2 protein-coding genes and 1 pseudogene are annotated in these 25,683 nt (G+C 76.2%); all 3 read right to left on the reverse strand.

Annotated features, from left to right (window positions below):
• Positions 1-297 precede the first annotated feature (297 nt).
• Positions 298-13,053 (reverse strand): annotated as a pseudogene (locus AFM16_RS06115) (type I polyketide synthase); the annotation flags it as partial.
• 51 nt (positions 13,054-13,104) lie between these two features.
• Positions 13,105-22,455, reverse strand: a complete 9,351-nt coding sequence (locus AFM16_RS06120; RefSeq protein ID WP_078632694.1) for a type I polyketide synthase — start codon at positions 22,453-22,455, stop codon at positions 13,105-13,107.
• 85 nt (positions 22,456-22,540) lie between these two features.
• On the reverse strand, positions 22,541-25,228 hold the full coding sequence (locus AFM16_RS06125) for a helix-turn-helix transcriptional regulator (protein WP_030786402.1): 2,688 nt from the start codon (positions 25,226-25,228) through the stop codon (positions 22,541-22,543).
• Positions 25,229-25,683: the final 455 nt, after the last annotated feature.

Raw genomic sequence — 25,683 nt, forward strand, 5'->3', positions numbered from 1 at the left:
CTCGGTGCCCGGGGTGGAAGCGGCGCCGGCGTGCCCCGCTCAGCGCGACCCGGCGTTGTCGTCGACGAGGCGGAACAGCTCCTCGTCGCTGGCCGTGTCGAGGTCGATGTCCGCGCCCGCGCCGGTGCCGCCCGCCGGGACTCCGCGGTCGTGGCGGCCGATCAGGGCGAGCAGCCGGGACAGGACGCCCTCGGTGTCCTCCCCCGTGGTCAGCGCCTCCTCCAGGACGGCGAGGGAGGCGTCGACGGTCGGGGCCGGAGCGGCGTCGAGCGGGAGGCGCTCGGCGAGGTGGGCGGCGATCTCGGCGGGGGTCGGATAGTCGAAGACCAGGGTGGCGGGGATGTCCAGGCCGACCGCCGCGCCGATCCGGTTGCGCAGTTCGACCGCGGTCAGCGAGCTGAACCCGAGGTCCCGGAAGGCCCGGTCGGCCTCCACGCCCGCGGCGCCCTCGGTGTGGCCCAGGACGAGGGCCGCCTCCGCGCGGATCAGTCCCGTGAGGGCCGCGATCCGCTCCTCGGCCCCGAGTCCGGCGAGCCGTCCGGTCCACGCGGGTTCCCGCGCCTCGTCGGAGAACGGCTCGGCCGGGGCGCCCGCGGTGACGACCGTCGTGTTGGTGATCTCCGCGTCCAGCCAGTACCGGCGCCGCTGGAAGGCGTAGGTGGGCAGCGGGACCCGGCGCGGCACGGCGGGCGCGAGCGCCGCCGCCCAGTCGACGGCCGCACCGCGCACGTAGAGTTCGGCGGCCGAGGTGAGGAACCGGCCGAGGCCGCCCTCGTCGCGGCGGAGGGTGCCGGCGGTCACGGTGCTCCCCGCGGCGCCGACGGCCTCCAGGGTCTCCTGGAGCGGGACGGTGAGCACCGGGTGCGGGCTGATCTCGACGAACGCCGAGTGCCCGGCGTCGGCGAGGGCACGGGTGGCCTCCTCGAAGCGGACCGTGCGGCGCAGGTTGGCCACCCAGTAGGCGGCGTCGAGTCCGGCGGTGTCCTGCCAGGTGCCCGTCACGGTCGACAGCAGGGGCACGGTGCCGGTGCGCGGGCGGACGGGCGCGAGCAGACCGAGGAGTTCGTCGCGCAGTTGGTCGACATGGGCGCAGTGCGAGGCGTAGTCGACGCGGATCCGCCGGGCCCGTACGTCCTCCTCCCCGTAGGCGGCGACGAGTTCGTCCAGGGCGTCGGTGTCGCCGGAGACGACCACCGATCCGGGTCCGTTGACGACGGCGACGGACAGCCGCTCGGGCCAGCGCTGTTCGATGCGCTCGGCGACCTCGGCGGCGGTGAGGGCGACGGAGGCCATGCCGCCGCGTCCGGACAGCGCCGTCAGGGCGCGGCTGCGCAGGGCCACGACGCGGGCGCCGTCGTCCAGGGTGAGCCCGCCCGCCACCGTGGCGGCGGCGATCTCGCCCTGGCTGTGGCCGACCACGGCGTCGGGCCGCACACCGAGCGACGCCCACAGTTCGGCCAGGGACACCATCACCGCCCACAGCACGGGCTGGACCACGTCGACCCGGTCGAGGCCGGGAGCGCCGTCCGCGCCGCGCAGGACGTCGGTCAGGGACCAGTCGGTGTACGGGGCCAGGGCCTGGGCGCACTCCTCGATACGGCGGGCGAACACCGGTGCGGTGTCGAGGAGTTCGACGGCCATGCCGGCCCACTGGGAGCCCTGGCCGGGGAAGACGAAGACGGTCCTGCCGTCGGTGTCGGCGCGGCCCCGGACCAGGCCCGGCGCCGACTCCCCGGCCGCGAGCGCCGCGAGGGCCCGGCGGGGGTCGCCGAGGACGACGGCGCGCTCCTCCAGGGCCGCGCGGGTGACGGCCAGGGAGTGCGCGACGTCGGCCGGGTCGTGGTCCGAGCCGTCGAGGTGCTCGGCGAGCCGGGCGGCCTGGCCGCGCAGCGCGCCGGGGTTCCGGGCGGAGAGCACCCAGGGCAGTACGGCGGGCGCGGTGCCCCGCTCGCGGGCCGGGGGCCCGGCGGGCGGGGCTTCGAGGATGACGTGCGCGTTGGTCCCGCTCACCCCGAAGGAGGAGACGGCGGCCCGGCGCGGCCGGTCCACGGACGGCCAGTCGCGGGCCTCGGTGAGCAGTTCCACCGCACCGGCCGACCAGTCGACGTGCGGCGACGGCTCGTCCACGTGCAGGGTCCTGGGCAGCACCCCGTGCCGGATCGCCTGGATCATCTTGATCACCCCGGCGGCACCGGCGGCGGCCTGTGTGTGCCCGATGTTGGACTTGAGCGAGCCCAGCCACAACGGCCGTGCGGGGTCGGGCCGTTGTCCGTAGACGGCGATCAGGGCCTCGGCCTCGATGGGGTCGCCGAGGGTGGTGCCGGTGCCGTGTCCCTCGACGGCGTCGACATCGGCCGGGCCCAGCCCGCCCGCCGCCAGCGCCTGCCGGATCACCCGCTGCTGCGACGGACCACTGGGCGCCGTGAGCCCGTTGGAGGCACCGTCCTGGTTCACGGCCGAACTCCGCACCACCGCGAGGACTTCATGCCCGAGCCGCCGCGCGTCCGACAACCGCTCCACCAGCAACAGGCCCACGCCCTCGGCCCACCCGGTCCCGTCCGCACCGGCCGCGTACGCCTTGCACCGGCCGTCGGCGGACAGGGCGCGCTGCCTGCTGAACTCCACGAAGGTCGTCGGGGTCGACATCACGGCGACCCCGCCGGCCAGGGCGAGATCGCACTCCCCCGCCCGCAGCGACTGCGCGGCCAGATGCAGCGCGACCAGCGACGACGAGCAGGCCGTGTCCACCGTGACCGCGGGCCCCTCGAAGCCGAAGGTGTACGAGATCCGCCCGGAGGCCACGCTTCCGGCCGTGCCGTTGCTGAGCCAGCCCTCCAGTTCGGCAGGCACCTCGCGGACCCGGGGCGCGTAGTCGTGGTACATCACCCCGGCGAACACACCGGTACGGCTGCCGCGCAGGGCCTGCGGGTCCACGCCCGCGTTCTCCAGCGCCTCCCACGCGGTCTCCAGGAGCAGGCGCTGCTGGGGGTCGGTGGCGAGGGCCTCGCGCGGGGAGATCCCGAAGAACGCGGCGTCGAAGTCGGCCGCCCGCTCCAGGAATCCGCCGTGCCGGGTGTAGGAGGTGCCGGGGCGGTCGGGGTCCTCGGAGTAGAGCGCGTCGAGGTCCCAGCCGCGGTCGGCGGGGAACTCGCTCACCGCGTCCACGCCGTCGCGCACCAGTTCCCACAGCTCGTCCGGGGAGGTGACACCGCCGGGCAGCCGGCAGGCCATGCCGACGACGACCACCGGATCGTCGTCGTCCCGTGCGGCGGCCCGCTCCGGAGCGGCGGGCACCGCCGGTGCGGGCGCGTCGGCACCGAGGAGCCGGTCGCGCAGATGCGCGGCGACGTCCGCCGGGGTGGGGTGGTCGAAGACGAGCGCGGCGGAGAGGGTGACGCCGGTGACGGCGGAGAGGCGGTTGCGCAGCTCGACCGCGGTCAGGGAGTCCACGCCGAGCCCGGTGAACGGCTTGCGGACGCCCACGGCGGCGGGCGCGGTGGCGAGGACGGTCGCGGTCTCGGCCCGGACCAGGTCCAGCAGCGCCGCCTCGCGTGCCACGGTGTCCGGCAGTGCGGCGAGCCGCTGCGCGAGGCCGGCCGGCTCTCCCCCGCCGTGCGCGGCCGCGCCGCGGCGCGCCGGGCGGTGCTCGCGCGGCAGCAGGCCGCGCAGCGGCGGCGCGAGGGCGCCGGAGGAGCGCAGGGCGGTGAGGTCGAACGGCGAGGGCACCAGCAGGGCGGCGCCCGTCGCCTCGGCCGCGTCGAACAGGGCGGTGCCCTCCGTGTCCCGCAGGGGCCGCACGCCGAGCCGGGCGAGCCGGGCGAGGTCGGCGGCGGTGAGGTGGCCGGTGATGCCGCTGGCCTGCTCCCACTGGCCCCAGGCCAGGGACTGGGCGGGCAGCCCCCGGGCCCGCCGGTGCGCGGCGAGGGCGTCGAGGAAGGTGTTGGCGGCGGCGTAGGAGCCCTGACCGGGCGAGCCGAGGACGCCGGCCACCGAGGAGTACAGGACGAACGCGTCCAGCGGCAGGTGGGCGGTGAGTTCGTGCAGATGCCAGGCGCCGTCCGCCTTGGGACGCAGCACGGTGTCCAGGCGGTCGGTGGTGAGCGCGGTGGTGATCCCGTCGTCCACGACACCGGCCGTGTGGACCACGGCGGTCAGCGGGTTCGCCTCGGGGATCGCGGCGAGCGTCTCGGCCAACGCGTCGCGGTCGGCGGTGTCGACGGCCGCGAGAACGACCTCCTCGGCTCCCCCTGCGATGAGTTCGGCCCGGAGTTCGGCGGCGCCCGGCGCGTCCGCGCCGCTGCGGGAGGCCAGCAGCAGGTGGCGTACTCCCCTTCGGGCGACCAGGTGCCGGGCGATCAGGGCGCCGAGGGTGCCGGTGCCACCGGTGATCAGGACCGTGCCGTCCGGGTTCCACCGCTCGACCGGGGCCTGCGCGGAGTCGGCGGGTGCCAGGCGCGGTACGTGGATGTCGCCGCCGCGCAGGGCGAGTTGGGGTTCCCCGGTGGCCACGGCGGCGGCCAGCGCGGCGCCCGCCTCGGGGCTGCCGTCGGTGTCGGCGAGGACGATGCGGTCGGGGTTCTCGGTCTGCGCGGAGCGCAGCAGTCCCCACACCGCGGCGGCGACCGGATCCGGTGCCTCGCCGGGGTGTACGGCGACGGCTGCGCGGGTGACGGCGACGAGCCGCTCGGAGGTCGTGCCGTCGAGCCAGTCCTGCACGGTGGTGAGGGCCTGGTCCAGCGCGGCACGGACCCGCTGGAGGGTGCTCGCGCCGTCCGGGACCTCGCCGAGCCGCACCTCGGTCCAGTCGAAGGGCTCGGCGTCCGCCGCACTGTCCGCCAGGGACGGCCAGGTGAGGGCGTACAGGCCGTCGGCGGCCGCCCGCACCGGCCGGGTGGTGAGGGAGTCCACCGAGACCACGGGCGTGCCGCTCGGATCGGCGGCGAGCAGGCTGAAGGTGTCCGCCGCGGTCGCGGTCAGCCGGACCCGCAGCGCGGTGGCGCCGGTGGCGTGCAGGGCGACACCCCGGTAGGCGAACGGAAGCCGGGTGGGCCCCTCGGACTCGGCGTGCAGGCCCGGCAGTTGGAGGGCCGCGTCGAGCAGCGCCGGGTGGATGCCGAACCCGGTGGTCTCCGCGCGCCGCTCCTCGGGGAGGACGACGTCGGCGTAGTAGGTGTCGCCGTCCCGCCACGCCTGGCGGACGCCGCGGAACGCCGGACCGTACTCCAGGCCGGTCGCGGCCAGCGCCGTGTAGACCGCGTCCACGGGGACGGGTTCGGCGTCGGCGGGCGGCCAGACGTCGATGCGGTCGGCGGCGGCTCCCGGCCCCGCTTCGAGGATGCCGGTGGCGTGCCGGACCCAGTCGGCGCCGGGCGCCTGGGAGCGGACGGTGACCGGCCGGTCCCCGGCGGCGTCGGGGGCGTCGACGGCCACCTGGATCTTCACGGCGCCCTGCCGGGGCAGGGTCAGCGGTGTCTCGACCACGAGTTCCCCGAGTCGCCCGGCGCCGGCCGACTCGGCGGCCAGGAAGGCCAGTTCGACCAGGGCGGCGCCGGGCAGCACGGGGGTGCCGAGGACGACGTGGTCGGCGAGCCAGGGGTGGGTGCGCAGCGACAGCGAGCCGCTGAGGACCAGCCCGTCGGTGCCGGGCAGCGGCACGGCGGCCGCGAGCACGGGATGGTCGACGCTGCCGAGGCCGAGCGCGTCCGCGTGGGCGGCCGTACCGGGCTCCAGCCAGAACCGGCGGCGCTGGAAGGCGTACGTCGGCAGGTCGACGCGCCGGGCCCCGCTGCCCGCGAAGCAGGCGGCCCAGTCCACGGCGTGGCCGCGGACGTGGGCGTGCGCGAGCGCGGTGAGCGCGGTCGACGGCTCGGACCGGTCCCGGCGCAGCGCGGGTACGGCGACGACGTCGGCCGTCGTACCGGATGCGCCGTCGGTGTCGCCGAGGGTCTGCCGCACCAGGGCGCTGAGGGTGCCGTCGGGGCCGAGTTCGAGGTAGGTCGACACGCCCGCGGCGTCGAGCGCGCGGACCGCGTCGGCCCAGCGGACGGCGTCCCGCACATGCCGTACCCAGAACTCGGCGGTGGTCAGGTCCCCTTCGGCGGCGATCCGCCCGGTGAGCGCGGACACCGCGGGGATCCGCGCAGGCTCGTAGGCCAGGGCGGCGACGACCGTCCGGAAGTCGTCGAGCGCGGCGTCCATGTGGGCGGAGTGGAAGGCGTGGCTGACGGTCAGGTGCCGGGTGCGCCGGCCGCGCTCAGCGAAGGCGGCAGCGAGGGCGTGGACGGCCTCGGTGTCGCCGGAGACGACGACCGAGCGGGGTCCGTTCACGGCGGCGACGTCCACGCCGTCGGGCAGCTCGGCCCTGACCTCCTCCTCGGTGGCCTGGACGGCGGCCATGGCGCCCCGGGACGGGAGCGCGCCGATCAGCCGGGCCCGCGCGGCGACCAGCGTGGCCGCGTCCGGCAGCGACAGCACACCGGCGACATGGGCCGCGGTGATCTCGCCCACGGAGTGCCCGGCCACGAAGTCGGGGCGGACGCCCCAGGACGCGTACAGCCGGAACAGGGCGACCTCGACGGCGAACAGGGCCGGCTGGGTGTACACGGTGTCGTCGAGACCGTCCCCGGAGGCGATCACCTCGGCGAGCGGGCGGTCCAGGAGCGGATCGAGGGCGGCGGCGACCTCGTCGAAGGCGGCGGCGAACGCGGGATACGTGTCGTACAACTCGCGCCCCATCGAGGCGCGTTGGCTGCCCTGTCCCGTGAACAGGAAGGCCAGGCCACCCCCTTGGGAGGCCGAGCCGGTGATCACGGTCGGCGCGGAGGTGCCGTCGGTCAGGGCGCGCAGACCTTCAGGATCGCCGACCACCACGGCCCGTTCCTCCAGCGCGGCCCGGGTGGTGGCGAGGGAGAAGGCCACGTCCAGGGGATCGGGTCGGGAGTCGTGGAGGTGGGCGGTGAGCCGTTCGGCCTGGGCCCGCAGCGCCTCGCGGGTGCGGGCGGAGAGGACCCACGGCAGTACGGCGGGCGCGGTGCCCCGCTCGGGTGTCACGGGCTCAACTGCCGCGGGCCCGGAGGGCGGTGCTTCGAGGATGACGTGCGCGTTGGTCCCGCTCACCCCGAACGCCGACACCGCCGCGCGGCGCGGCCGGTCGACCGAGGGCCAGTCGCGGGCCTCGGTGAGCAGTTCCACCGCACCGGCCGACCAGTCGACGTGCGGGGACGGCTCGTCCACGTGCAGAGTCCTGGGCAGGACCCCGTACCGGATCGCCTGGATCATCTTGATCACCCCGGCGGCACCGGCGGCGGCCTGGGTGTGCCCGATGTTGGACTTCACCGAGCCGAGCCACAGCGGCCGTTCGGCGGGGCGGTCCTTGCCGTACGTCTCGATGAGCGCGTGCGCCTCGATGGGGTCGCCGAGGGTGGTGCCGGTGCCGTGTCCCTCGACGGCGTCGACATCGGCCGGGCCCAGCCCGCCCGCCGCCAGCGCCTGCCGGATCACCCGCTGCTGCGACGGACCACTGGGCGCCGTAAGCCCGTTGGAGGCACCGTCCTGGTTCACGGCCGAACTCCGCACCACCGCAAGCACCTCGTGCCCCAGCCGCCGCGCGTCCGACAACCGCTCCACCAGCAACAGGCCCACACCCTCGGCCCAGCCGGTCCCGTCCGCACCCGCCGCGTACGCCTTGCACCGGCCGTCGGGAGACATCGCCCGCTGGCGGCTGAACTCGACGAAGACGGTCGGGGTGGACATCACCAGCACTCCGCCGGCGACCGCGAGATCGGCCTCCCCCGCCCGCAGCGACTGCGCGGCCAGATGCAGCGCGACCAGCGACGACGAGCAGGCCGTGTCCACGGTCACCGCCGGCCCCTCGAAGCCGAAGGTGTACGAGATCCGCCCGGACGCCACACTGCCCGCCGTGCCGATACCGAGGTAGCCCTCCAGTTCGGCGGGCACGTCCTGGGTGCGGCCCGCGTAGTCGCGGCCGGAGATCCCGGCGAAGACGCCGGTGCGGCTGCCGCGCAGGCCGGTCGGGTCGATGCCCGCCCGCTCGAACAGCTCCCAGGTGGTCTCCAGGAGCAGGCGCTGCTGGGGGTCGATCGCCGGGACCTCGCGCGGGGAGACGCCGAAGAACTCCGGGTCGAAGTCGGCGACCGAGTCGAGGAATCCGCCGTGCCGGGCGTAGGAGGTGCCGGGCTGGTCCGGGTCGGCGCTGTAGAGGCGGTCGAGGTCCCAGCCGCGGTCGGCGGGGAACTCGGTGAGGGCGTCGGTGCCGTCCGTGACCAGGCGCCACAGGTCCTCGGGGGAGGACACACCGCCGGGGAAGCGGCAGGCCATGCCGACGATCACCACCGGATCGTCGTCCACCGCCGTGCGCGCCGCCGTGGCCGGGGTGTCCGACTCGGCCGTGCGGCCCGAGAGTTCGGTCGCCAGCCAGTCGGCCAGGGCGGCGGGGGTGGGGTGGTCGTAGACGAGGGTGGCGGGGAGCTGGCGGCCCACGGCCCCGGAGACCCGGTTGCGCAGTTCCACCGACATCAGGGAGTCGAAGCCGTGGGCGCGGAAGGCCCGGGCCGGGTCGATGGCGTCGGGGCCGGCGTGCCCCTGGACGGCGGCGGCCTGCGCCCTTACGACGGTGAGGAGTTCGCGGCGCAGTTCGGCCGGGCCGAGTCCGGCCCAGCGGTCGGGGCGGACGTCGGTCTCCGCGGTGTCCGCCGACCGGCCCCGGACGCCGGGGAGTTCGGCGGCGAGCGGGTTGGGGTGGCGGCGGAAGAGCGCGGGCCAGTCGGCGTCGGCGACCACGAGGTGCGGTTCGTCGTGGTCGAGGACGCGGCCGAGGACGGTGAGGGCGTCCGTCGGCGGGAGGGAGACCAGTCCGTGCCGGAGCAGGGTCTCCTCGGCGCCGTCGGCGGCGATGCCGTCGCCCGCCCAGTGCCCCCAGGCGACCGAGGTCGCGCGCAGCCCGGCCGCGCGCCGCTGGTCGGCGAGCGCGTCCAGATAGGCGTTGCCGGGCGCGTAGTTGGCCTGGCCGGGGATGCCGCACAGTCCGGCGACGGACGAGAAGAGGACGAACGCCGACAGCTCGGTGTCCCGGGTGAGGTCGTGCAGGTTGCGGGCGCCCGTCACCTTGGCGCGCAGGGCACGGTCGAGGTGGTCGGGGGTCAGCTCGCCGATGAGGGCGTCGTGGAGGGCGGCGGCGGTGTGCACGACGGAGGTGAGGGGCAGGTCCGGTGGGACCAGCGCGAGCACGGCGGCGAGTTGCTCACGGTCGGCGACATCGGCGGCGGCGATGGTGACGCGGGTGCCCGACTCCTCCAGTTCGGCGGCGAGTTCGGCGGCGCCGGGTGCGTCGAGGCCGCGTCGGCTGACCAGCAGCAGGTGTTCGGCGCCGCGGGCGGCGAGCCAGCGGGCGAGATGCCCGCCGAGGGCGCCGGACCCGCCGGTGATCAGTGTGGTGCCGGTCGGCGTCCAGCCGCCGGTGCCGGGCGCGGGCGGGAAGGGACCGGCGGGCACCAGACGGCGGGCCAGGAGGCCCGAGTCCCGGACGGCGATCTCGCGTTCGTGGCCGGGGCGCCGGTCGGCGAGGAGGGCGACGGTCCGCTCCCAGGCACGGGCGTCGGGCCGCTCGGGCAGGTCGACGAGGCCGCCGGCGCGGGCGGGGTTCTCGGCGGCGAGGATCGCCCCGAAGCCCCACACCAGGGCCTGTTCGGGGTCGGTCACCGGGTCCCCCGGGCCGGTGGAGACGGCGCCCCGGGTCAGGTACCACAGCGGTGCCGCCGTACCGGCGTCGTCCAGGGCCTGGGTGAGGGCGACCTGGGCGGCGTAGGAGCGCGGCAGGGCGGTGTGGCCGTCGAGGGGGCCCTCGGCGAGGCCGAGCAGGGAGACCACGGCGGTGGCGTCGGCGGTGGCCTCGGCGGGCAGGAGTGCGGCGAGCGCGGCGCGGTCGGCGTCCGCCGGGACCGGGACGGTCACCGGGCGGGCGCCCGCGGCCTCCAGCGCGGCGGCCAGTGCCTGTACGTCCGGGTGGTCGGTGTGGGTGCCGGGGACGACGAGGAGCCAGTCCCCCGCCGGGCGGCGGTTCGCGCGGACCGGCCGCCACACCACGCGGTGGCGCCAGCGGTCGAGGGCGCCGTCGGCCAGTCGGCGTTCCCGCCAGGACGTCAACGCGGGCAGCAGCGGGGCGAGTTCGGGGGCCGACAGACCGAGGGCCGTGGCGAGGCGCTCGGGATCCTGTCCGTCGAGGAGGTCCCAGAAGCCGTCGTCGCCGCCGGTGGGCGCGGCGAGTTCGGGCGACCGGGTGGCGTCGAGCCAGTAACGCTCGCGCTGGAAGGCGTAGGTGGGCAGGGGGGCCGGTTCGGCTCGGCGCGGGGCGGGTCCGAAGGCGGCGGACCAGTCGACGCGCACGCCCTGGGTGTGCAGGTCGGCGACCGAGCGCAGCCAGCGGTCGAGTCCGCCCTGCCCGCGGCGCAGGGAGCCGGTGACGACCGGGCGGGCCGGGGCGCGGTGGTGCTCCAGCGTCTCCTGGATCGCGCCGGTCAGCACGGGGTGGGCGCTGACCTCGATGAAGACGGTGTGCCCGGTGTCGGCGAGCCTGCGGGTGGCCTCCTCGAAGCGCACGGTGCGGCGCAGGTTGTCCGCCCAGTACCCGGCGTCGAGTCCCGCGGTGTCCTGCCAGTCGGCGGTGACGGTGGAGAGCATCGGGATCGTGCCGGTGCGCGGGGCGAGGCCGTCGAGGGTGTCGAGCAGCGGGGCGCGCAGGGCGTCGGTCTGCGGGGAGTGGGAGGCGTAGTCGATCGGGATGACGCTGGTGCGCACGCCCTCGGCCGCGTAGGCGAGACGCAGTTCGTCCAGGGCGTCCAGATCGCCGGAGACGGCCACGGCGGAGGGGCCGTTGACGACACCGATGGACAGCCGTCCGGGCCAGCGCTCGGCGAGCCGGGCGGCGACCTCGGCCTCGGGCAGGGCGACGGCCACCATGCCGCCGCGGCCGGACAGGCTCTCCAGGGCGCGGGCGCGCAGGGCCACGATCCGGGCGGCGTCCGCCAGGCCGAGCCCGCCCGCGACGTACGCGGCGGCCACCTCTCCCTGGCTGTGCCCGACGACGGCGTCCGGGGTGACGCCGTAGGAGCGCCACAGGGCGGCGAGACCGGCCATCACGGCGAACAGGGCGGTCTGGAGGACGTCGGTGCGGTCGGGGTCGGGAGCGCCCTCGGCACCGCGCAGCACGTCGGTCAGCGACCAGTCGACGTAGGGGGCGAAGGCGGCCTCGCACTCCTCGATCGCGGCGGCGAACACCGGTGCGGTGTCGAGGAGTTCGGCGGCCATGCCGTGCCACTGGGAGCCCTGTCCCGGGAAGACGAAGACGGTCTTGCCGTCGGTGGCGTCCGGGCGGGCGGTGCCGCGCACCACGTCGGCGGGGTCCTCGCCGCGGGCCAGGGCGCGCAGCGCGGCGGCCGGGTCGGCGGCGACCACCACGGCCCGCTCGTCGAAGGCGGTACGGGTGGCGGTCAGCGCGTGCGCCATGTCCGCCGAGGCTGCCCGGGCGGTGGTGCCGAGGTGGTCGGCGAGCCGGGACGCCTGGGCGCGCAGGGCGTCGTGGGTACGGGCGTAGATCACCCAGGGCAGGACGGTGGTGACCAGAGCCGCCTCGTCGGCGCTCTCCGGGGCCGGGGGTGTGACGGGCGCGGGCGGGGCTTCCAGGATGACGTGCGCGTTGGTGCCGCTCACCCCGAACGCCGACACCGCCGCCCGGCGCGGACGGTCCTGGTCCGTGGCGGGCCAGGGGTGGGCGGCGGTCAGCAGCCGCACGGTGCCCTCGGACCAGTCGACGTGCGGCGACGGCTCGTCCACGTGCAGGGACCTGGGCAGCACACCGTGCCGCATGGCCTGCACCATCTTGATGACCCCGGCGACGCCCGCGGCGGCCTGGGTGTGTCCGATGTTGGACTTCAGCGAGCCCAGCAGCAGCGGCCGGTCGGACGGACGGCCGCTGCCGTAGGTGGCGATGAGGGCCTGGGCCTCGATGGGGTCGCCGAGCCGCGTGCCGGTGCCGTGCGCCTCGACGGCGTCCACGTCGGCGGCTTCGAGGCCGGCGGCCGCGAGGGCCTCGCGGATGACCCGCTGCTGGGACGGGCCGTTGGGGGCGGTGAGCTGGCTGCTGCGGCCGTCCTGGTTGACGGCGGAGCCGCGCAGCACGGCCAGCACCGGCCGGCCCAGACGCCGGGCGTCGGAGAGCCGGGCCAGGGCGAGCACGCCGACGCCCTCGCCCCAGCCGGTGCCGTCCGCGGCGGCGGCGAACGGCTTGCAGCGGCCGTCGGGCGCGAGCCCGCGCTGCCGGCTGAACTCGATGAACATGCCGGGGGCGGCCATCACGGTGGCCCCGCCGGCCAGCGCGAGGTCGCATTCGCCGCGCCGCAGCGACTGGGCGGCCAGATGCAGCGCGACCAGGGAGGAGGAGCAGGCGGTGTCGACGGTGACCGCGGGCCCCTCCAGGCCGAGGGTGAAGGCGATCCGGCCGGACGCGACGCTGGTGGTGTTGCCGGTCAGGACGTAGCCGTCGGTCTGCTCGGCGGGCCGGTGGTGCAGGCTGGGCCCGTACTCCTGCGCGATGACGCCCGCGAACACGCCGGTGCGGCTGCCGCGCAGGGTGGTGGGGTCGATGGCCGCGTTCTCCAGGGCCTCCCAGGACGTCTCCAGGAGCAGGCGCTGCTGGGGGTCGGCGGCCAGGGCCTCGCGCGGGGAGATTCCGAAGAACGGGGCGTCGAACTCCCCGGCGTCGTAGAGGAATCCGCCCTCGCGGGCGTAGGTGCGGCCGGCCGCGTCGGGGTCGGGGTCGTAGAGGTGCTCCAGGTCCCAGCCGCGGTCGGCGGGGAAGGCGCCGATGACGTCGCGTTCCTCGCTGACCAGCTTCCACAGGGCGTCCGGGGTGTCGGCGCCGCCGGGGAAGCGGCAGGCCATGCCGATCAGGGCGATCGGCTCGTCGGGGCCGTCCGCGGCCTTGGCCTCGGCCTCCTCCAGGCGCTGCCGGGTCTGCTGGAGTTCGGTGGCGACGCGCTTGAGGTAGTCGCGCAGCTTCGCCTCATGGGTGGTCATGTGGGGACACCTCTCCTACGAAATGCCGAGCTGCTGGTCGATGAGGTCGAAGATCTCGTCGTCGTCGGCGGCCGAGATCAGGGCCGCGAGGTCGGCGGGCGCTTCGTGCGCCGCGGCGGCGGTGGCGTCGGGTTCCTGTTCCCGGGCCGGGGTGATGGCGCCGTCGGGCTCCGGTGCGGACGGGACGAGGAGGTCGTGCAGATGGCCGGCGAGCGCGGCCGGGGTGGGATGGTCGAGGACGACGGTGGTCGGCAGGCGCAGTCCGGTGGCGGTGCCCAGCCGGTTGCGCAGCTCGATGACGCCCAGGGAGTCGAAGCCGCTCTCCATGAACCCGTTGCCGGGCCGGATCGCCGTGGCGTCGGGGTGGCCGAGCACCCCGGCCGCGGTCTCGCGGACGAGGGCGAGCAGCAGCCGTGTCCGGTCGGGCTCCGAGGCGGCGGCGAGGTCGCGGCGCAGGGTGTCGGCGGGGTCGGCGGCACGGGAGGCGGCCGCCGCGCGGGCGGTGGTGCGGGGACGGGCCGCCGCGAGGTCGCGCAGCACCGGCGACAGGATTTCCGGGTCTGCCCGGCCGGTGTCGAACTCGGCGGCCACCAGGGCCGCTTCGGGCGAGTCGAGGGCGGTGTCGAAGAGGGCGAGGGCCGTCTCGTTCGTCATCGGCGCGAGACCGGTCCGGGCGAGCCGGTCCGCCTGGGCCGCGTCCAGCCCCGCCGCCATGCCCCCGGCCTCGGCCCAGTGCCCCCACGCCAGGGAGACGGCGGGCAGCCCGCGCACCCTCCGGTACCGGGCGAGCGCGTCCAACTGGGCGTTGGCGGCCGCGTAGTTGCCCTGTCCGGGGTTGCCGAGGACGCCGACGGCCGAGGAGAAGAGGACGAACGCCGACAGGTCGAGGTGCTCGGTGGCGCGGTGCAGGTGCCAGGCGCCCTCCGCCTTCGGCCGGGCGACACCGGCCAGCCGCTCGGGGGTGAGCGAGGTCAGCACGGTGTCGTCCAGGACGCCGGCCGCGTGCACGACCGCGGTCAGCGGCCGGTCCCCGGGGACGGCGGCGATCAGCGCGGCCACCGCGTCCGCGTCGCCGGTGTCGAGCGCGGCGAGGGTCACCTCGGCGCCCAGCGCGCCCAGTTCGGCGGTCAGCGCCTCCGCCCCCGGCGCGTCGGGACCTCGCCGCCCGGTGAGCAGCAGGTGCCGTACGCCATGGCGGGTGACCAGGCGGTGGGCGACGAGCCGGCCGAGGGCGCCGGTGCCGCCGGTGATCAGGACCGTGCCGTCCGGGCGGAGCGGGGGCGGCGGTGAGGTGAGGACGAGTTTGCCGGTGTGCCGGGCCTGGCCGAGGCGGCGCAGGGCCCGCGGGGCGTGCCGCACGTCCTCGGCGGTGAACGGCAGTGGCCGCAGGGCTCCTTCGCCGAACAGCCGGAACAGATGGCCGAGGATCTCGCCGATCCGGCCCAGGTCGACGTCGAAGAGGTCGAAGTCGAGATAGGCGGCGCCGTCGTACTCGGCGGCGACCGCGGCCGCGTCGCGCAGATCGGTCTTGCCCATCTCCACGAACCGGCTGTCGGGGGCCAGCAGACGCAGCGAGGCGTCGGTGAACTCCCGTGCCAGGGAGTTGAGTACGACGTCGACACCGCGCCCGCCGGGGGTGGCCGCGCGGAACGCCGTCTCGAAGTCGAGGGTCCGGCTGGAGGCGATGCGCTCGTCGGGCAGGCCGAGCCCGCGCAGGGTGTCCCACTTGTCCGGGTGCGCGGTGGCGTACACCTCGGCGCCCAGATGCCGGGCGAGCTGCACGGCCGCCTGACCGACGCCACCGGCCGCGGAGTGGATCAGAACCCGTTCCCCGGGCCGGAGTTCGGCGAGGTCGACGAGGCCGTGGTAGGCGGTGAGGAACACCACGGGCACACCGGCGGCGCGGGCGAAGGTCCAGTCGTCGGGGATGCGGGCGAGGAGCCGGTGGTCGGTCACGGCGACCGGTCCCAGGGTGCCCTGGACCAGACCGGTGACGCGGTCGCCGGGAGCGAGACCGGTGACTCCGGGACCCGTCTCCAGGACGACGCCCGCGCCCTCGGCACCGATCCGGGCCGGGCCCGGGTACATGCCCAACGCGATCAGCACGTCACGGAAGTTGAGGCCGGTGGCCCGCAGTGCGAGGCGGACCTGTCCGGGGCCGAGCGGGGCCTCGGCCTCGGGTGCGGGCAGCAGGGCGAGACCGTCGAGGCTGCCGCGCGGTTCGGCGTCCAGCCGCCAGGCACCGGTGCCGGACGGCGGGGCCAGGGCCCCGGCCCCGGCGACCGGCCGCAGCCGCGCCACCAGTGCCTCGCCGTCTCGTACGGCGATCTGGTCCTCGCCCGCGGCGAGGAGGGCGGTGCGCAGCACGTCGCTGCCGACGTCGTCCCTCACGTCCAACAGGGCGAAACGGCCGGGGTGTTCGGCCTGGGCGGCACGAACGAGGCCCCACACCGCGGCGGCGGTGACCGACACGTCCTCCTCGGGACGGGCGGCGACCGCGTCCCGGGTGACGAGCACCAACCGCCGTTCCTCGACGGCCGGTTCGGCGAGCCAGCGCTGGAGCAGGCCGAGCGCCGTGGCCGCGTCGGGAGCGGCGGCGGCCACCGGCCCGTGCGATCCGGAGCGGGCGAGGCCGGCGAGGGTGACGGTCCCGACCGGCAGTCCGATGGCTTCGGCCAGCGCGTCCCGCAGGGGGTCGTCCGGATCACCCAGGAACGTCCAGCCGGCCTCCGAATCACCCGACACTTCAGGGGCGTTGGCGGGGATCCAGTCCAGCACATGGGCCGCCGGTGCCTCCGGTGCGGGCGCGGCACGCAGGGTGAGCGCGGCGATGTCGGCGACCGGGGCGCCGGTGGCGTCGGCGAGACGGAGGGCCACGGTGTCCGATCCTGTGGGCCGGACGGTCACGCGCAGCGCGGTCGCTCCCGCGCGGTGGACCGTGACGCCCTCCCAGGCGAACGGCAGCCTGAGGCGCGCCGAGCCGGGCACCAGGGCGACGACGGCGTGCAGGGCGGCGTCGAGCAGCGCGGGGTGCAGGACATGGCCGGCGTCGGCCGGGTCCCGGGCCACCGGGCCGGCCTCGGCGTGGATCTCGTCGCCGAGCCGCCAGGCCGCGGTCAGCAGCCGGAACGCCGGGCCGTACGCGTAACCGTCCTCGGCGAGACGGTCGTAGAGCCCCGTCAGATCGACGGGTTCGGCCCCGGCGGGAGGCCATACGGCGTCGGCGGCGTCCGGGGCGGCCACCGGGCCGGCGTCCGTGGTGAGGCCGGTGGCATGACGGGTCCACGGCGCGTCGGCGTGGTCCGGGCGGGAGTGCACCGTCAGCGCGCGCCGCCCGGAGTCGTCCCGGCGGCCGAGGGCGACCTGGAGCCGGACCGCGCCCTCGGCGGGCAGCACCAGCGGTGTTTCCAGGGTCAGTTCGTCGACCTGACCGCCGGTGTGCAGCGCGAGGTCCACGACGGCGGCCCCGGGCAGCAGGACCCGGCCGGCGATGGTGTGGTCGGTCAGCCAGGGACGGGCACGCGGGGTGAGGCGTCCGGTGAACACCGTGCCCGCGTCGTCGGGGAGGTCCAGCGCGGCGCCGAGCAGGGGGTGTCCTGCCGCGTCGAGGCCGGACCGGGCGGGGGCGCCGCCGTCGGGGGCGTCGAGCCAGTGCCTGCGCCGCTGGAAGGGGTAGGTGGGCAGGTCGAGTCGGCGGACCGGATGCCCGTCGAAGGCGGCCCGCCAGTCGACGGGGACGCCGTGGACGTGCAGCCGGGCCAGGGCCTCGACGACGGTGTGCGGCTCGTCGCGGCCGGGCCGCAGGACGGAGACGACGGTCCGCGGCACGGCCTCCGCCTCGGTCCCGGGGCCGGTGTCGAGGCTCGTCGTGGTCAGCGCGCTGAGCACGGCGTCGGGGCCGAGTCCCAGGAAGGCCGACACGCCCAGGTCGCGCAGCGCGCGCACCCCGTCGTGGTAGCGCACGGCCTCCCGGATGTGGCGCACCCAGTACTCGGGGTCGGTCAACTCGCCCGGCGCGGCGAGCCGTCCGGTCAGGTTGGAGACCACCGGTACGCGCGGCGCGGAGAAGGCGACCGTCTCGGCCACCGCCCGGAAGTCCGCCAGGGCGGCGTCCATGTGCGGGGAGTGGAAGGCATGACTGACCGTCAGGAACTTGGTCCTGCGGCCGGTTTCCCGCCAGGCGTCGGCGATACGGCGGACGTCGTCGGCGTCCCCGGAGACGACCACGGAGGCCGGCCCGTTGACGGCGGCGACGCTCACCCGGCCGTCGGCCGAGGCGATCAGCGGGGCGGCCTCGTCCTCGGTGGCCTGGAGTGCCGCCATGGCGCCGCCCGGGGGCAGGGCCTGCATCACCCGACCCCGGGCGGCGACCAGCCGTACCGCGTCGGGCAGGGACAGCACGCCCGACAGGTGGGCGGCGGTCAGTTCGCCGATCGAGTGCCCGAGGTGGGCGTCGGCCCGGAGGCCGAACGACTCGGCGAGCCGGTACAGGGCGACCCCCAGCGCGAACAGGGCGGGCTGGGTGTAGGCGGTGGTGTCGAGCAGGGCCGCGGCCGGGGTGCCGGGCTCGGCGAACAGCACCTCGCGCAGGGGCGTGCCGAGTTCGGTGCCGAAGAGGCCGGTGACCTCGTCCAGCGCCGCCGCGAAGACGGGGTGGGCCGCGTACAGCGCGCGTCCGGCGCCGGGGCGCTGGCTGCCCTGTCCGGGGAACTGGACGGCGACGCGCGGGGCACGGCCGCCCGGGACCGTGCCGCGCGTCAGACCGGGGGCCGAGGTGCCGTCGGCGAGGGCGCGCAGGGCGGCACGGCGGGCGGCGGGCGAGTCACCGGCGATCACGGCCCGGTGGTCGTGCAGGGCCCTGGTGGTGGCCAGCGACCAGCCGACGGAGGCGTCGTACTCCGGGCCGAACGCGGACTCGGTACGGTCGAGCAGGCGCCGGGCCTGGGCGTGCAGCGCCTCGTCGTCGCGGGCGGACAGGATCCACGGCAGGACCGCACCGGAGGGCCGGGCCGGTGTGTCCGTGACGGGGTCCTCGGCGGCCGGGGCGGCCTCCAGGATCAGATGGGCGTTGGTGCCGCTGATGCCGAAGGAGGACACGGCGGCCCGGCGGGGGCGCCGCCCGTCCGGTTCCGGCCAGGCGGTGGTGCCGGTGAGGAGCGCGACCGTCCCGGCCGACCAGTCGACGTGCGGCGTGGGTTCGTCCACGTGCAGGGTGCCGGGGAGTTCCCCGTGGGCCAGGGCCTGGACGAGTTTGATCACGCCGGTGACACCGGCCGCGGCCTGGGTGTGGCCCAGGTTGGACTTGGCCGAGCCGACGAGCAGCGGGCGTCCCGGCTCCCGGCCGTCGCCGTAGACGGCGATCAGCGCCTGGGCCTCGATGGGGTCGCCCAGGGTGGTGCCGGTGCCGTGCGCCTCGACCGCGTCGATGTCGGCGGGGCGCAGTCCGGCGGAGGCGAGGGCCTGGCGGATGACCCGTTCCTGGGCGGGGCCGTTGGGCGCGGTGAGGCCGTTGGAGGCGCCGTCCTGGTTGACGGCGGAGCCGCGGATCAGGGCGAGCACGCGGTGGCCGTTGCGGCGGGCGTCGGACAGGCGCTCCAGCAGGACCAGTCCGACGCCCTCGGACCAGGCCGTGCCGTCGGCGGCCGCCGCGAACGGCTTGCACCGGCCGTCGGGGGCCAGTCCGCGCTGCCGGCTGAACTCGGTGAACATGCCGGGCCCCGCCATGACGGTGGCGCCCCCGGCGAGGACGAGGTCGGACTCGCCCGACCGCAGCGACTGGACGGCCAGGTGCAGGGCGACCAGCGAGGAGGAGCAGGCGGTGTCGACGGTGACGGCGGGGCCCTCCAGGCCCAGGGTGTAGGCGATCCGCCCGGACGCGACGCTGGTGAGCGTGCCCGTGAGGGCGTGCCCCTGATGTCCCTCGGGGGTCTCGTGCAGCCGGGGGCCGTAGTCCTGCGGCATGACGCCGACGAACACGCCGGTCCGGGTGGCCCGCAGCGAGGCGGGCACGATCCCGGCCCGTTCCAGCAGTTCCCAGGAGGACTCCAGGAGCAGACGCTGCTGCGGATCCATGGCGGCGGCCTCGCGGGGAGCCAGTCCGAAGAACGCCCCGTCGAAGCGGTCCGCGTCGTGGAGGAAGCCGCCGTGACGGGTGTACGACGTGCCGGGGCGGGTTCCCTCGGGGTCGTGGAGGGCGTCGAGGTCCCAGCCGCGGTTGTCGGGGAAGTCCCCGACGGCGTCCCGGCCCTCGCGCAGCAGCTCCCAGAGCTGTTCGGGAGTGCGGGTGTCCCCGGGCCAGCGGCCGGCGAGCGAGACGATCGCGATCGGGTCGTCGTCCGTCCGGCCGGGGCCTTCGCCGGTGGACACCGCGACGGCGGCCGGGGTCTCGGCGCCGGTGAGGCGGGCGCGGACGTGGTCGGCGACCGCGCGGGCGGTGGGCCGGTCGAAGGTCAGGGTGGACGGCAGGTCGAGGCCGGTGGCGGCGGCGAGCCGGTCGCGGAACTCGACGGCGGACACGGAGTCGAAGCCGAGTTCCCTGAACGGCAGATCGGGGTCGACCGCGTCCGGGGCCGACTGCCCCAGGACCAGGGCCGCGCTGGAGAGCACCAGGCCCAGCGGATCGGTACCGGACGGGAGGCCGGACACGACAGCGGTGTCCTGCTCGGCCACGGGGACGTTCACCGGCGGCGGGGCTGCGGCCGCCGTCCGCAGGGGCGCCTCGGGGCCGGGCAGGGCGTCGGGCCACACCCGGCGGCGCTGGAAGGCGTACGTCGGCAGCGGCACCCGGCGCGCGCCCTCCCCGTACAGCCGCGTCCAGTCCACGCGGCCGCCGCGTGCGTGCAGGTCGGCGAGGGAGGTGAGGAAGCGGCGCGGACCGCCGTCGGAGCGGCGCAGGGTGCCGGTGACGGCGGCGCCGGGCAGGTCGGCGAGGCCGGGGGTGAGGACGGGGTGCGGGCTGACCTCGACGAAGGCGCGGTGCCCCGCGGCGTGGGCGGCCTCGACGGCCTGCCGGAAGCGGACGGTCGAGCGCAGGTTGCGGTACCAGTACGCGGGGCCGAGGGCGGTGCCGTCGAGGAGGCCGCCGGTGACGGTGGAGTAGAGGTCGGCGCGGGTGGCCCGCGGGCGGACGGCCGCGAGCAGCGCGGGCAGGGTGTCGCGCAGGGGTTCCACCTGCGCGGAGTGGGAGGCGTAGTCGACCGGGATGGCCTTGGCGCGCACGCCGTCCGCGTCGTAGGCGGCGACGAGGGCCTGGACGGCGTCGCGGTCTCCGGAGACGACGGTGGCGGCGGGTCCGTTGACGGCGGCCACGTTCAGGGCGCCCCCGAAGGCGTCGAGGCGGGCCCGCACCTCGTCCTCCGGGAGCGGCACGGAGGCCATGCCGCCGCCGGGTGCCGTCGCGGCCAGGCCGGTGATGGCGCGGGAGCGCAGGGCGACCAGTGCGGCGGCGTCGTCGAGGCTGAGCGCGCCGGCGACGTGCGCGGCGGCGATCTCGCCCTGGGAGTGCCCGATCACCGCGTCGGGGGTCACCCCGTGGGCCTGCCAGACGGCGGCGAGGGACACCATCACGGCGAACAGGGCGGGCTGGACGACGTCGGCGCGTTCCAGCGGCGGGGCGTTCCGGGTGCCGTGCAGCAGGTCGTGCAGGGACCAGTCGACGTGGGGGGCGAGGGCGGCGGCGACGGCGTCGACGCTCGCGGCGAAGTCGGTGTCGGCGGCGATGAGTTCACGGGCCATGGCGGGCCATTGGGAGCCCTGCCCGGGGAAGACGAACACGGTGCCGCCGCTGTCGCCGGCGCGGCCGGTGCTGAGCCCGGGTGCCGGGGCGCCGGTCTCCAGGGCGTGGAGTCCGGCGAGGAGCGCGTCGCGGCCGTCGCCGGTGACCACGGCCCGGTGCGGGAAGGCGGTGCGGGTGGTGGCCAGGGCGAACCCGACGTCGCGCGGGGCGAGTTCGGGGTGCTCGGTGAGATGCGCGCGGAGCTTGGCGGCCTGCTCGCGCAGGGCCTGGGGGGTGCGTGCGGACAGGGGCCACAGGAGCGGGCCCGGCACGGGGGCGGCCTGGTCGGACGCGTCGGCCCGGTCGGCGGTCCTCGCGTGCGGTGCCTCGCCGACCAGGACATGGGCGTTGGTGCCGCCGACGCCGAAGGAGCTGACCCCGGCGGTGAGCGGCCGGTCGGGACGCGGCCAGGCGCCGGTCCGGGTGGGGACGTCGAGGCGCAGTCGGCCGAAGGGGATGTCGGGGTTCGGCTCGGCGAAGTTGAGGCCGGCGGGGATCCGCCCGTGGCGGACGCCGAGCACGGTCTTGAGCAGTCCGACGATGCCGGAGGCGCCTTCCAGATGGCCGACGTTGGTCTTCGCCGAGCCGACGAGCAGCGGGGTGTCGTCGGTGCGGCCCGCGGCGAAGACGTCGCCGAGGGCGGCCGCCTCGACCGGGTCGCCGACCCGGGTGCCGGTGCCGTGCAGTTCGACGTACTGCACGTCTCCGGCGCGTACCGCGGACCGGTCGAGGGCCCGGCGGATCACGTCGGCCTGGGAGGCGGCGCCGGGCACGGTCAGCCCGTCGGTGGCCCCGTCGTTGCCGACGGCGCTGCCCAGCAGCAGGGCGTGCACCGGGTCGCCGTCGGCGAGCGCGCGGGAGAGGGGCTTGAGGACGAGGACGACGGCGCCCTCACCGCGGGCGTAGCCGTTGGCGCGCGCGTCGAAGGTGTAGCAGGCGTGGTCCGGCGAGAGCGCGCCGAAGCGGTCCACGACGAGGGTGCTGTCGGGGGCGAGGTTGAGGTTCACCCCGGCGGCCAGGGCGACGTCCGACTCGCCGGTGCGCAGGGACTCCAGCGCCACGTGCACGGCGACCAGGGAGGACGACTGCGCCGCGTCGACGGTGAGACTGGGGCCGCGCAGATCGAGCGCGTACGACACCCGGTTGGCGATGACGCCGCGGGCGAGGCCGGTCAGGGTGTGGCGGGTGACCGCGTCGGCGCCGTGCCGGTGCACCAGGGCGCTGTAGTCGGCCGCCATCGCCCCGACGAAGACCCCGGCGCGGGTGGCGCTCAGCGCGCTCGGCAGGATGCCGGCGTTCTCCAGTGCCTCCCAGGCGAGTTCGAGGACGAGGCGCTGCTGCGGGTCGGCCGCGGCGGCCTCGGCCGGGGACATCCCGAAGAATTCCGGGTCGAAGAGATCGACGTGGTCGAGGAATCCGCCGTGCCGGACGTCCGCGTGCTCCGGTGCGTGCCGAAAACGACCGGGGGGCACGTCTCCGACGGCGGTCCTGCCGTCGTCGAGGAGTTTCCAGAAGGCGTCGGCGTCGGGAGCGCCGGGGAGCCGGCAGGCGATCCCGACGACGGCTGTGGCTTCGTTCACCGGTGCAGGCATGTGTCTCAGCCTGGGGCACCGAGTGCCACCGCCTACCCCTACTGTCCCCCTGCCACCCCCCTAGCCCCCTCTACCTGACGTGCCGTCAACCTGCGAGTCCTGGGCGGTACTCCAGCAGCCGGGCGAGATCCATTCTGCGGCGGACCCCGAGTTTGCGGTAGACCTTCGTCAAGTGCTGTTCCACCGTGCTCACGGTGATGAAGAGCTTCTTTCCGATCTCGCGGTTGGTCAGGCCGGACGCGGCGAGTTCGGCCACCCGCCGTTCCGCCTCGCTGAGTTCGTCGTCGCGGTCCGGTGCCGGGGCGGCGCCCGAGACCCGGGAGAGATGACGGGCCCTGCGGTCCGCGCTGCGCGCCTGCTCGGGGTCGCCCGACGCGCCGTGGGCGGCGCTGAGTTCGGCGAGCGCGGCGGACAGTTCGAGCTGGTCGCCGGAGTCCTCCAGGGCCTGGACGGCCTCTTCCAGTACGGCTGTCCGCTCGGCGGGGTCCGTCGCCGCCGCGCCGGTGCGCAGGGCCATCCCCCGGGTGCGTGTCTGTCCGCCGCCCAGGCCGTCGAGTTGCCGCTCGATCAGGGAGCGGGCGGCGCTGGTGCGGCCGAGGGCGAGCTGGGCGCGGGCGGCGCCGATGCGCCACGGGACGAGGGCGGGCAGATGGTCCAGGCCCCAGCGGGCCATCGTCTCCCCGCACCTGCGGTAGTCGGCGAGGGCGGCCGTGGCGTCCCCGGTCGCCAGGTGGTGTCCGGCGCGGGCGGCGAGGTAGTGCAGTCCCGCCGGGGTGCGGAACATCGCCTCCGGCACCGGCATGGCCAGATAGCGTTCGGCGTCCTCGTGCCGGCCGAGGGCGGTCCGCGCGCCCACCATGGTGGCCAGCGGGAATCCGGCGCCGACGCCCCACCGGCGGGGGGTGATCTCCTGGAACGCGGCGCGGGCGTACGCGTCGGCGGTCCGGATGTCGCCCTGGCGCAGTGCGGCCTCCGCCGTCAGCGCGGCGAGCAGCGCGCCCTCCGTGCTGTCGGGCCCGCGGCCGGTCCGGTCGCCGACGGTGGCGCACCAGCGCGCCGCCCGGCCGGGCTGGTCGGCGTAGAGGAGCACGGTCAGGGCCGCGGTCAGGGAGCGGATGGGCAGGTGGGCGACGCGGCCCTCGCGCAGGATGTGCTCGGCGCGCGACACCGCTTCCCGGTGCGGCAGTCCCGCCAGCAGGGCGGTGAGGACGCGCATGCCGTCGAGGAAGGGCCCGCCCGCGTCGGCGCCGCCCCGGCGGGGGCCCTGTCCGGTGCCGGGCAGGAGCGTCGGGTACCAGTAGCCGATCCAGGTGCGCAGCCCGGCGGCGGCGTCCTGGTCGCGCGGGTGGTCGGCCTCGTACCGGGCCAGGGCCTCGACGCCGTCCTCCGTGCGCCCCTCCCAGAACAGATGGCGTACGGCGGAGCGTTGCCGCCCGGGGGTGGGCGGCTCGTCGGGCTCGGTGCCGGGCAGCACGGGGACGCACTCGATGACGACGTCGTCCCTGCCCGCTTCCCGCGCGGGCGCCGGACGCGGGGCCTCCCGCGGTCCGGTCGCCGGGTCCACCGGCGCGGCCACGGGTGCCGTCTCGGCCGACCAGGGGGCGCGTATCTGGCCCTCGGCGGCGCGGTACTGCTCGGCGACGTGCTCGGCGGACGCCCCGGTGGCGCGCAGCAGTTCGGCGGCCCGGCGGTGGAGTGCGGCGAGTTCGGCGGGCCGCATCGCCGCCAGCAGGTCTCCGCCGCCGCTGCGGTGCCGGAAGTCGCCGTCCCTGAACAGGCCCGCGGAGTGCAGCAGATACAGGGCGCGGGGCGGCGAGTCCTTGGCGAGCAGCAGGAGTTCGGCGAGGAGCGCGGTGCCGGCCGGACGGCCCAGGGCGGCCACGCCCCGGGCCAGGCGCAGGGCGAGCGGGTCGATGCGGTGCAGGCAGTTCATCACGCCCCGCCGGTAGTTCTCGCCGATCACGAGCCGTCCGCCGGGATCGCCGGGCTGCTGGTCCTCGACGACGGCGCGCACGAGCAGCGGGTTGCCCCCGGTGAGGTCGAGGACCTCCCCCGCGTACCGCTGCGCGGCGTCGGGGCCGAGCCGTTCACGCAGCAGGTCCGCGATGGCCTCGTGGCCGAACAGCCGTAGTCTGACGCGCTCGTGGTCGGGCCGGCTGGCCAGCTCCACCTCGAAGAACGGGTCCCGGGGCGTCATGTTCTCGCGCGAGCAGAGCACGGTCAGGATGCGCGCGCCGCGGGTGCGCCGGGTCAGATAGAGCAGGAACTCCAGTGACTGCACGTCGGCGTCCTGCCGGTCGTCGACGGCGAGCAGCACCGGGGCCTGCCGGGCGTACTCCAGCAGCAGACTGCTCAGCCGGTGCAGCAGATGCGGGGTGGGCCGCATCGGGACGTCGGCGTCGGTCCCGTCCGGTTCGGGCCAGGCCGGCGCCAGGGCGGGGGCGAGGCCGTTCTCGATGAGGCGGGCGGCCTCCGCGGCGATGCCGTCCGGCAGGAGCGGGCTCTGGAAGAGCTGGCGCACCACGCCGAGCGGGAAGTCGCGTTCCAGCGGCGAGCCGGCGGCGGTCAGGACGTGGGCGCCCTGGGAGGCGACGAACTCGCCCAGGGCGTCGAGGAGTTCGGTCCGTCCGCTGCCGACGGGACCGTGCAGGGTCAGGACCGAGCCCCGGCCGTCGCGGCAGCGTTCCCAGGCCGCCTGGAGCCGGCCGGTCTCGTAGGGACGTCCGCGGACGGTGAAGGATGAAGCGGTGCGGTGCTGCTGCGCCAAGTACATGGACAAGCGCTCTCCTGGGGCGAGGGCACATGATCGCGATGCGCCGCGGGCTGTCCCCATCGTGTGAAGGTGCGGGCCGGGTGCGAAAACGCGCCTCCGGCACGGGCCGGGGCGCGTGAACGGGTGGGCGACCGGCCGGCGTCGGTCCGGCAGGGTCACATCCCGGGTGTCAGCGACAGAGAGAGCTGGCGAGGCGACGCAGGTCGACGTCCAGTCTGGCCACAAGTCGAAGCGGTGCGGCACCGCTGTGCACGCGCTGCATGACCGTCTCCTCCGTAGGCCCAGCTACCCGGACGCACTCCTCCGGCAGGGAGGAACGCACGGCCGACCCGGCGTTCGGTCGACACGTGTCGTACGTCAAAGTGTAGGAACAGGCCGTTTTACCCGTCAACGAGCGCCCGCCATACGGACGTTCGAGTCCGACGGCTCGGCCGGGACGTCCAGGCCGAGCCGTT

It is taken from the genome of Streptomyces antibioticus (assembly GCF_002019855.1).
Classification (GTDB): domain Bacteria; phylum Actinomycetota; class Actinomycetes; order Streptomycetales; family Streptomycetaceae; genus Streptomyces; species Streptomyces antibioticus_B.

Bases quoted from the DNA above. Each gene is read 5' to 3' on its own strand.
- AFM16_RS06125 (WP_030786402.1), bottom strand. From the start codon at position 25,228: ATGTACTTGGCGCAGCAGCACCGCACCGCTTCATCCTTCACCGTCCGC.
- AFM16_RS06120 (WP_078632694.1), bottom strand. From the start codon at position 22,455: ATGCCTGCACCGGTGAACGAAGCCACAGCCGTCGTCGGGATCGCCTGC.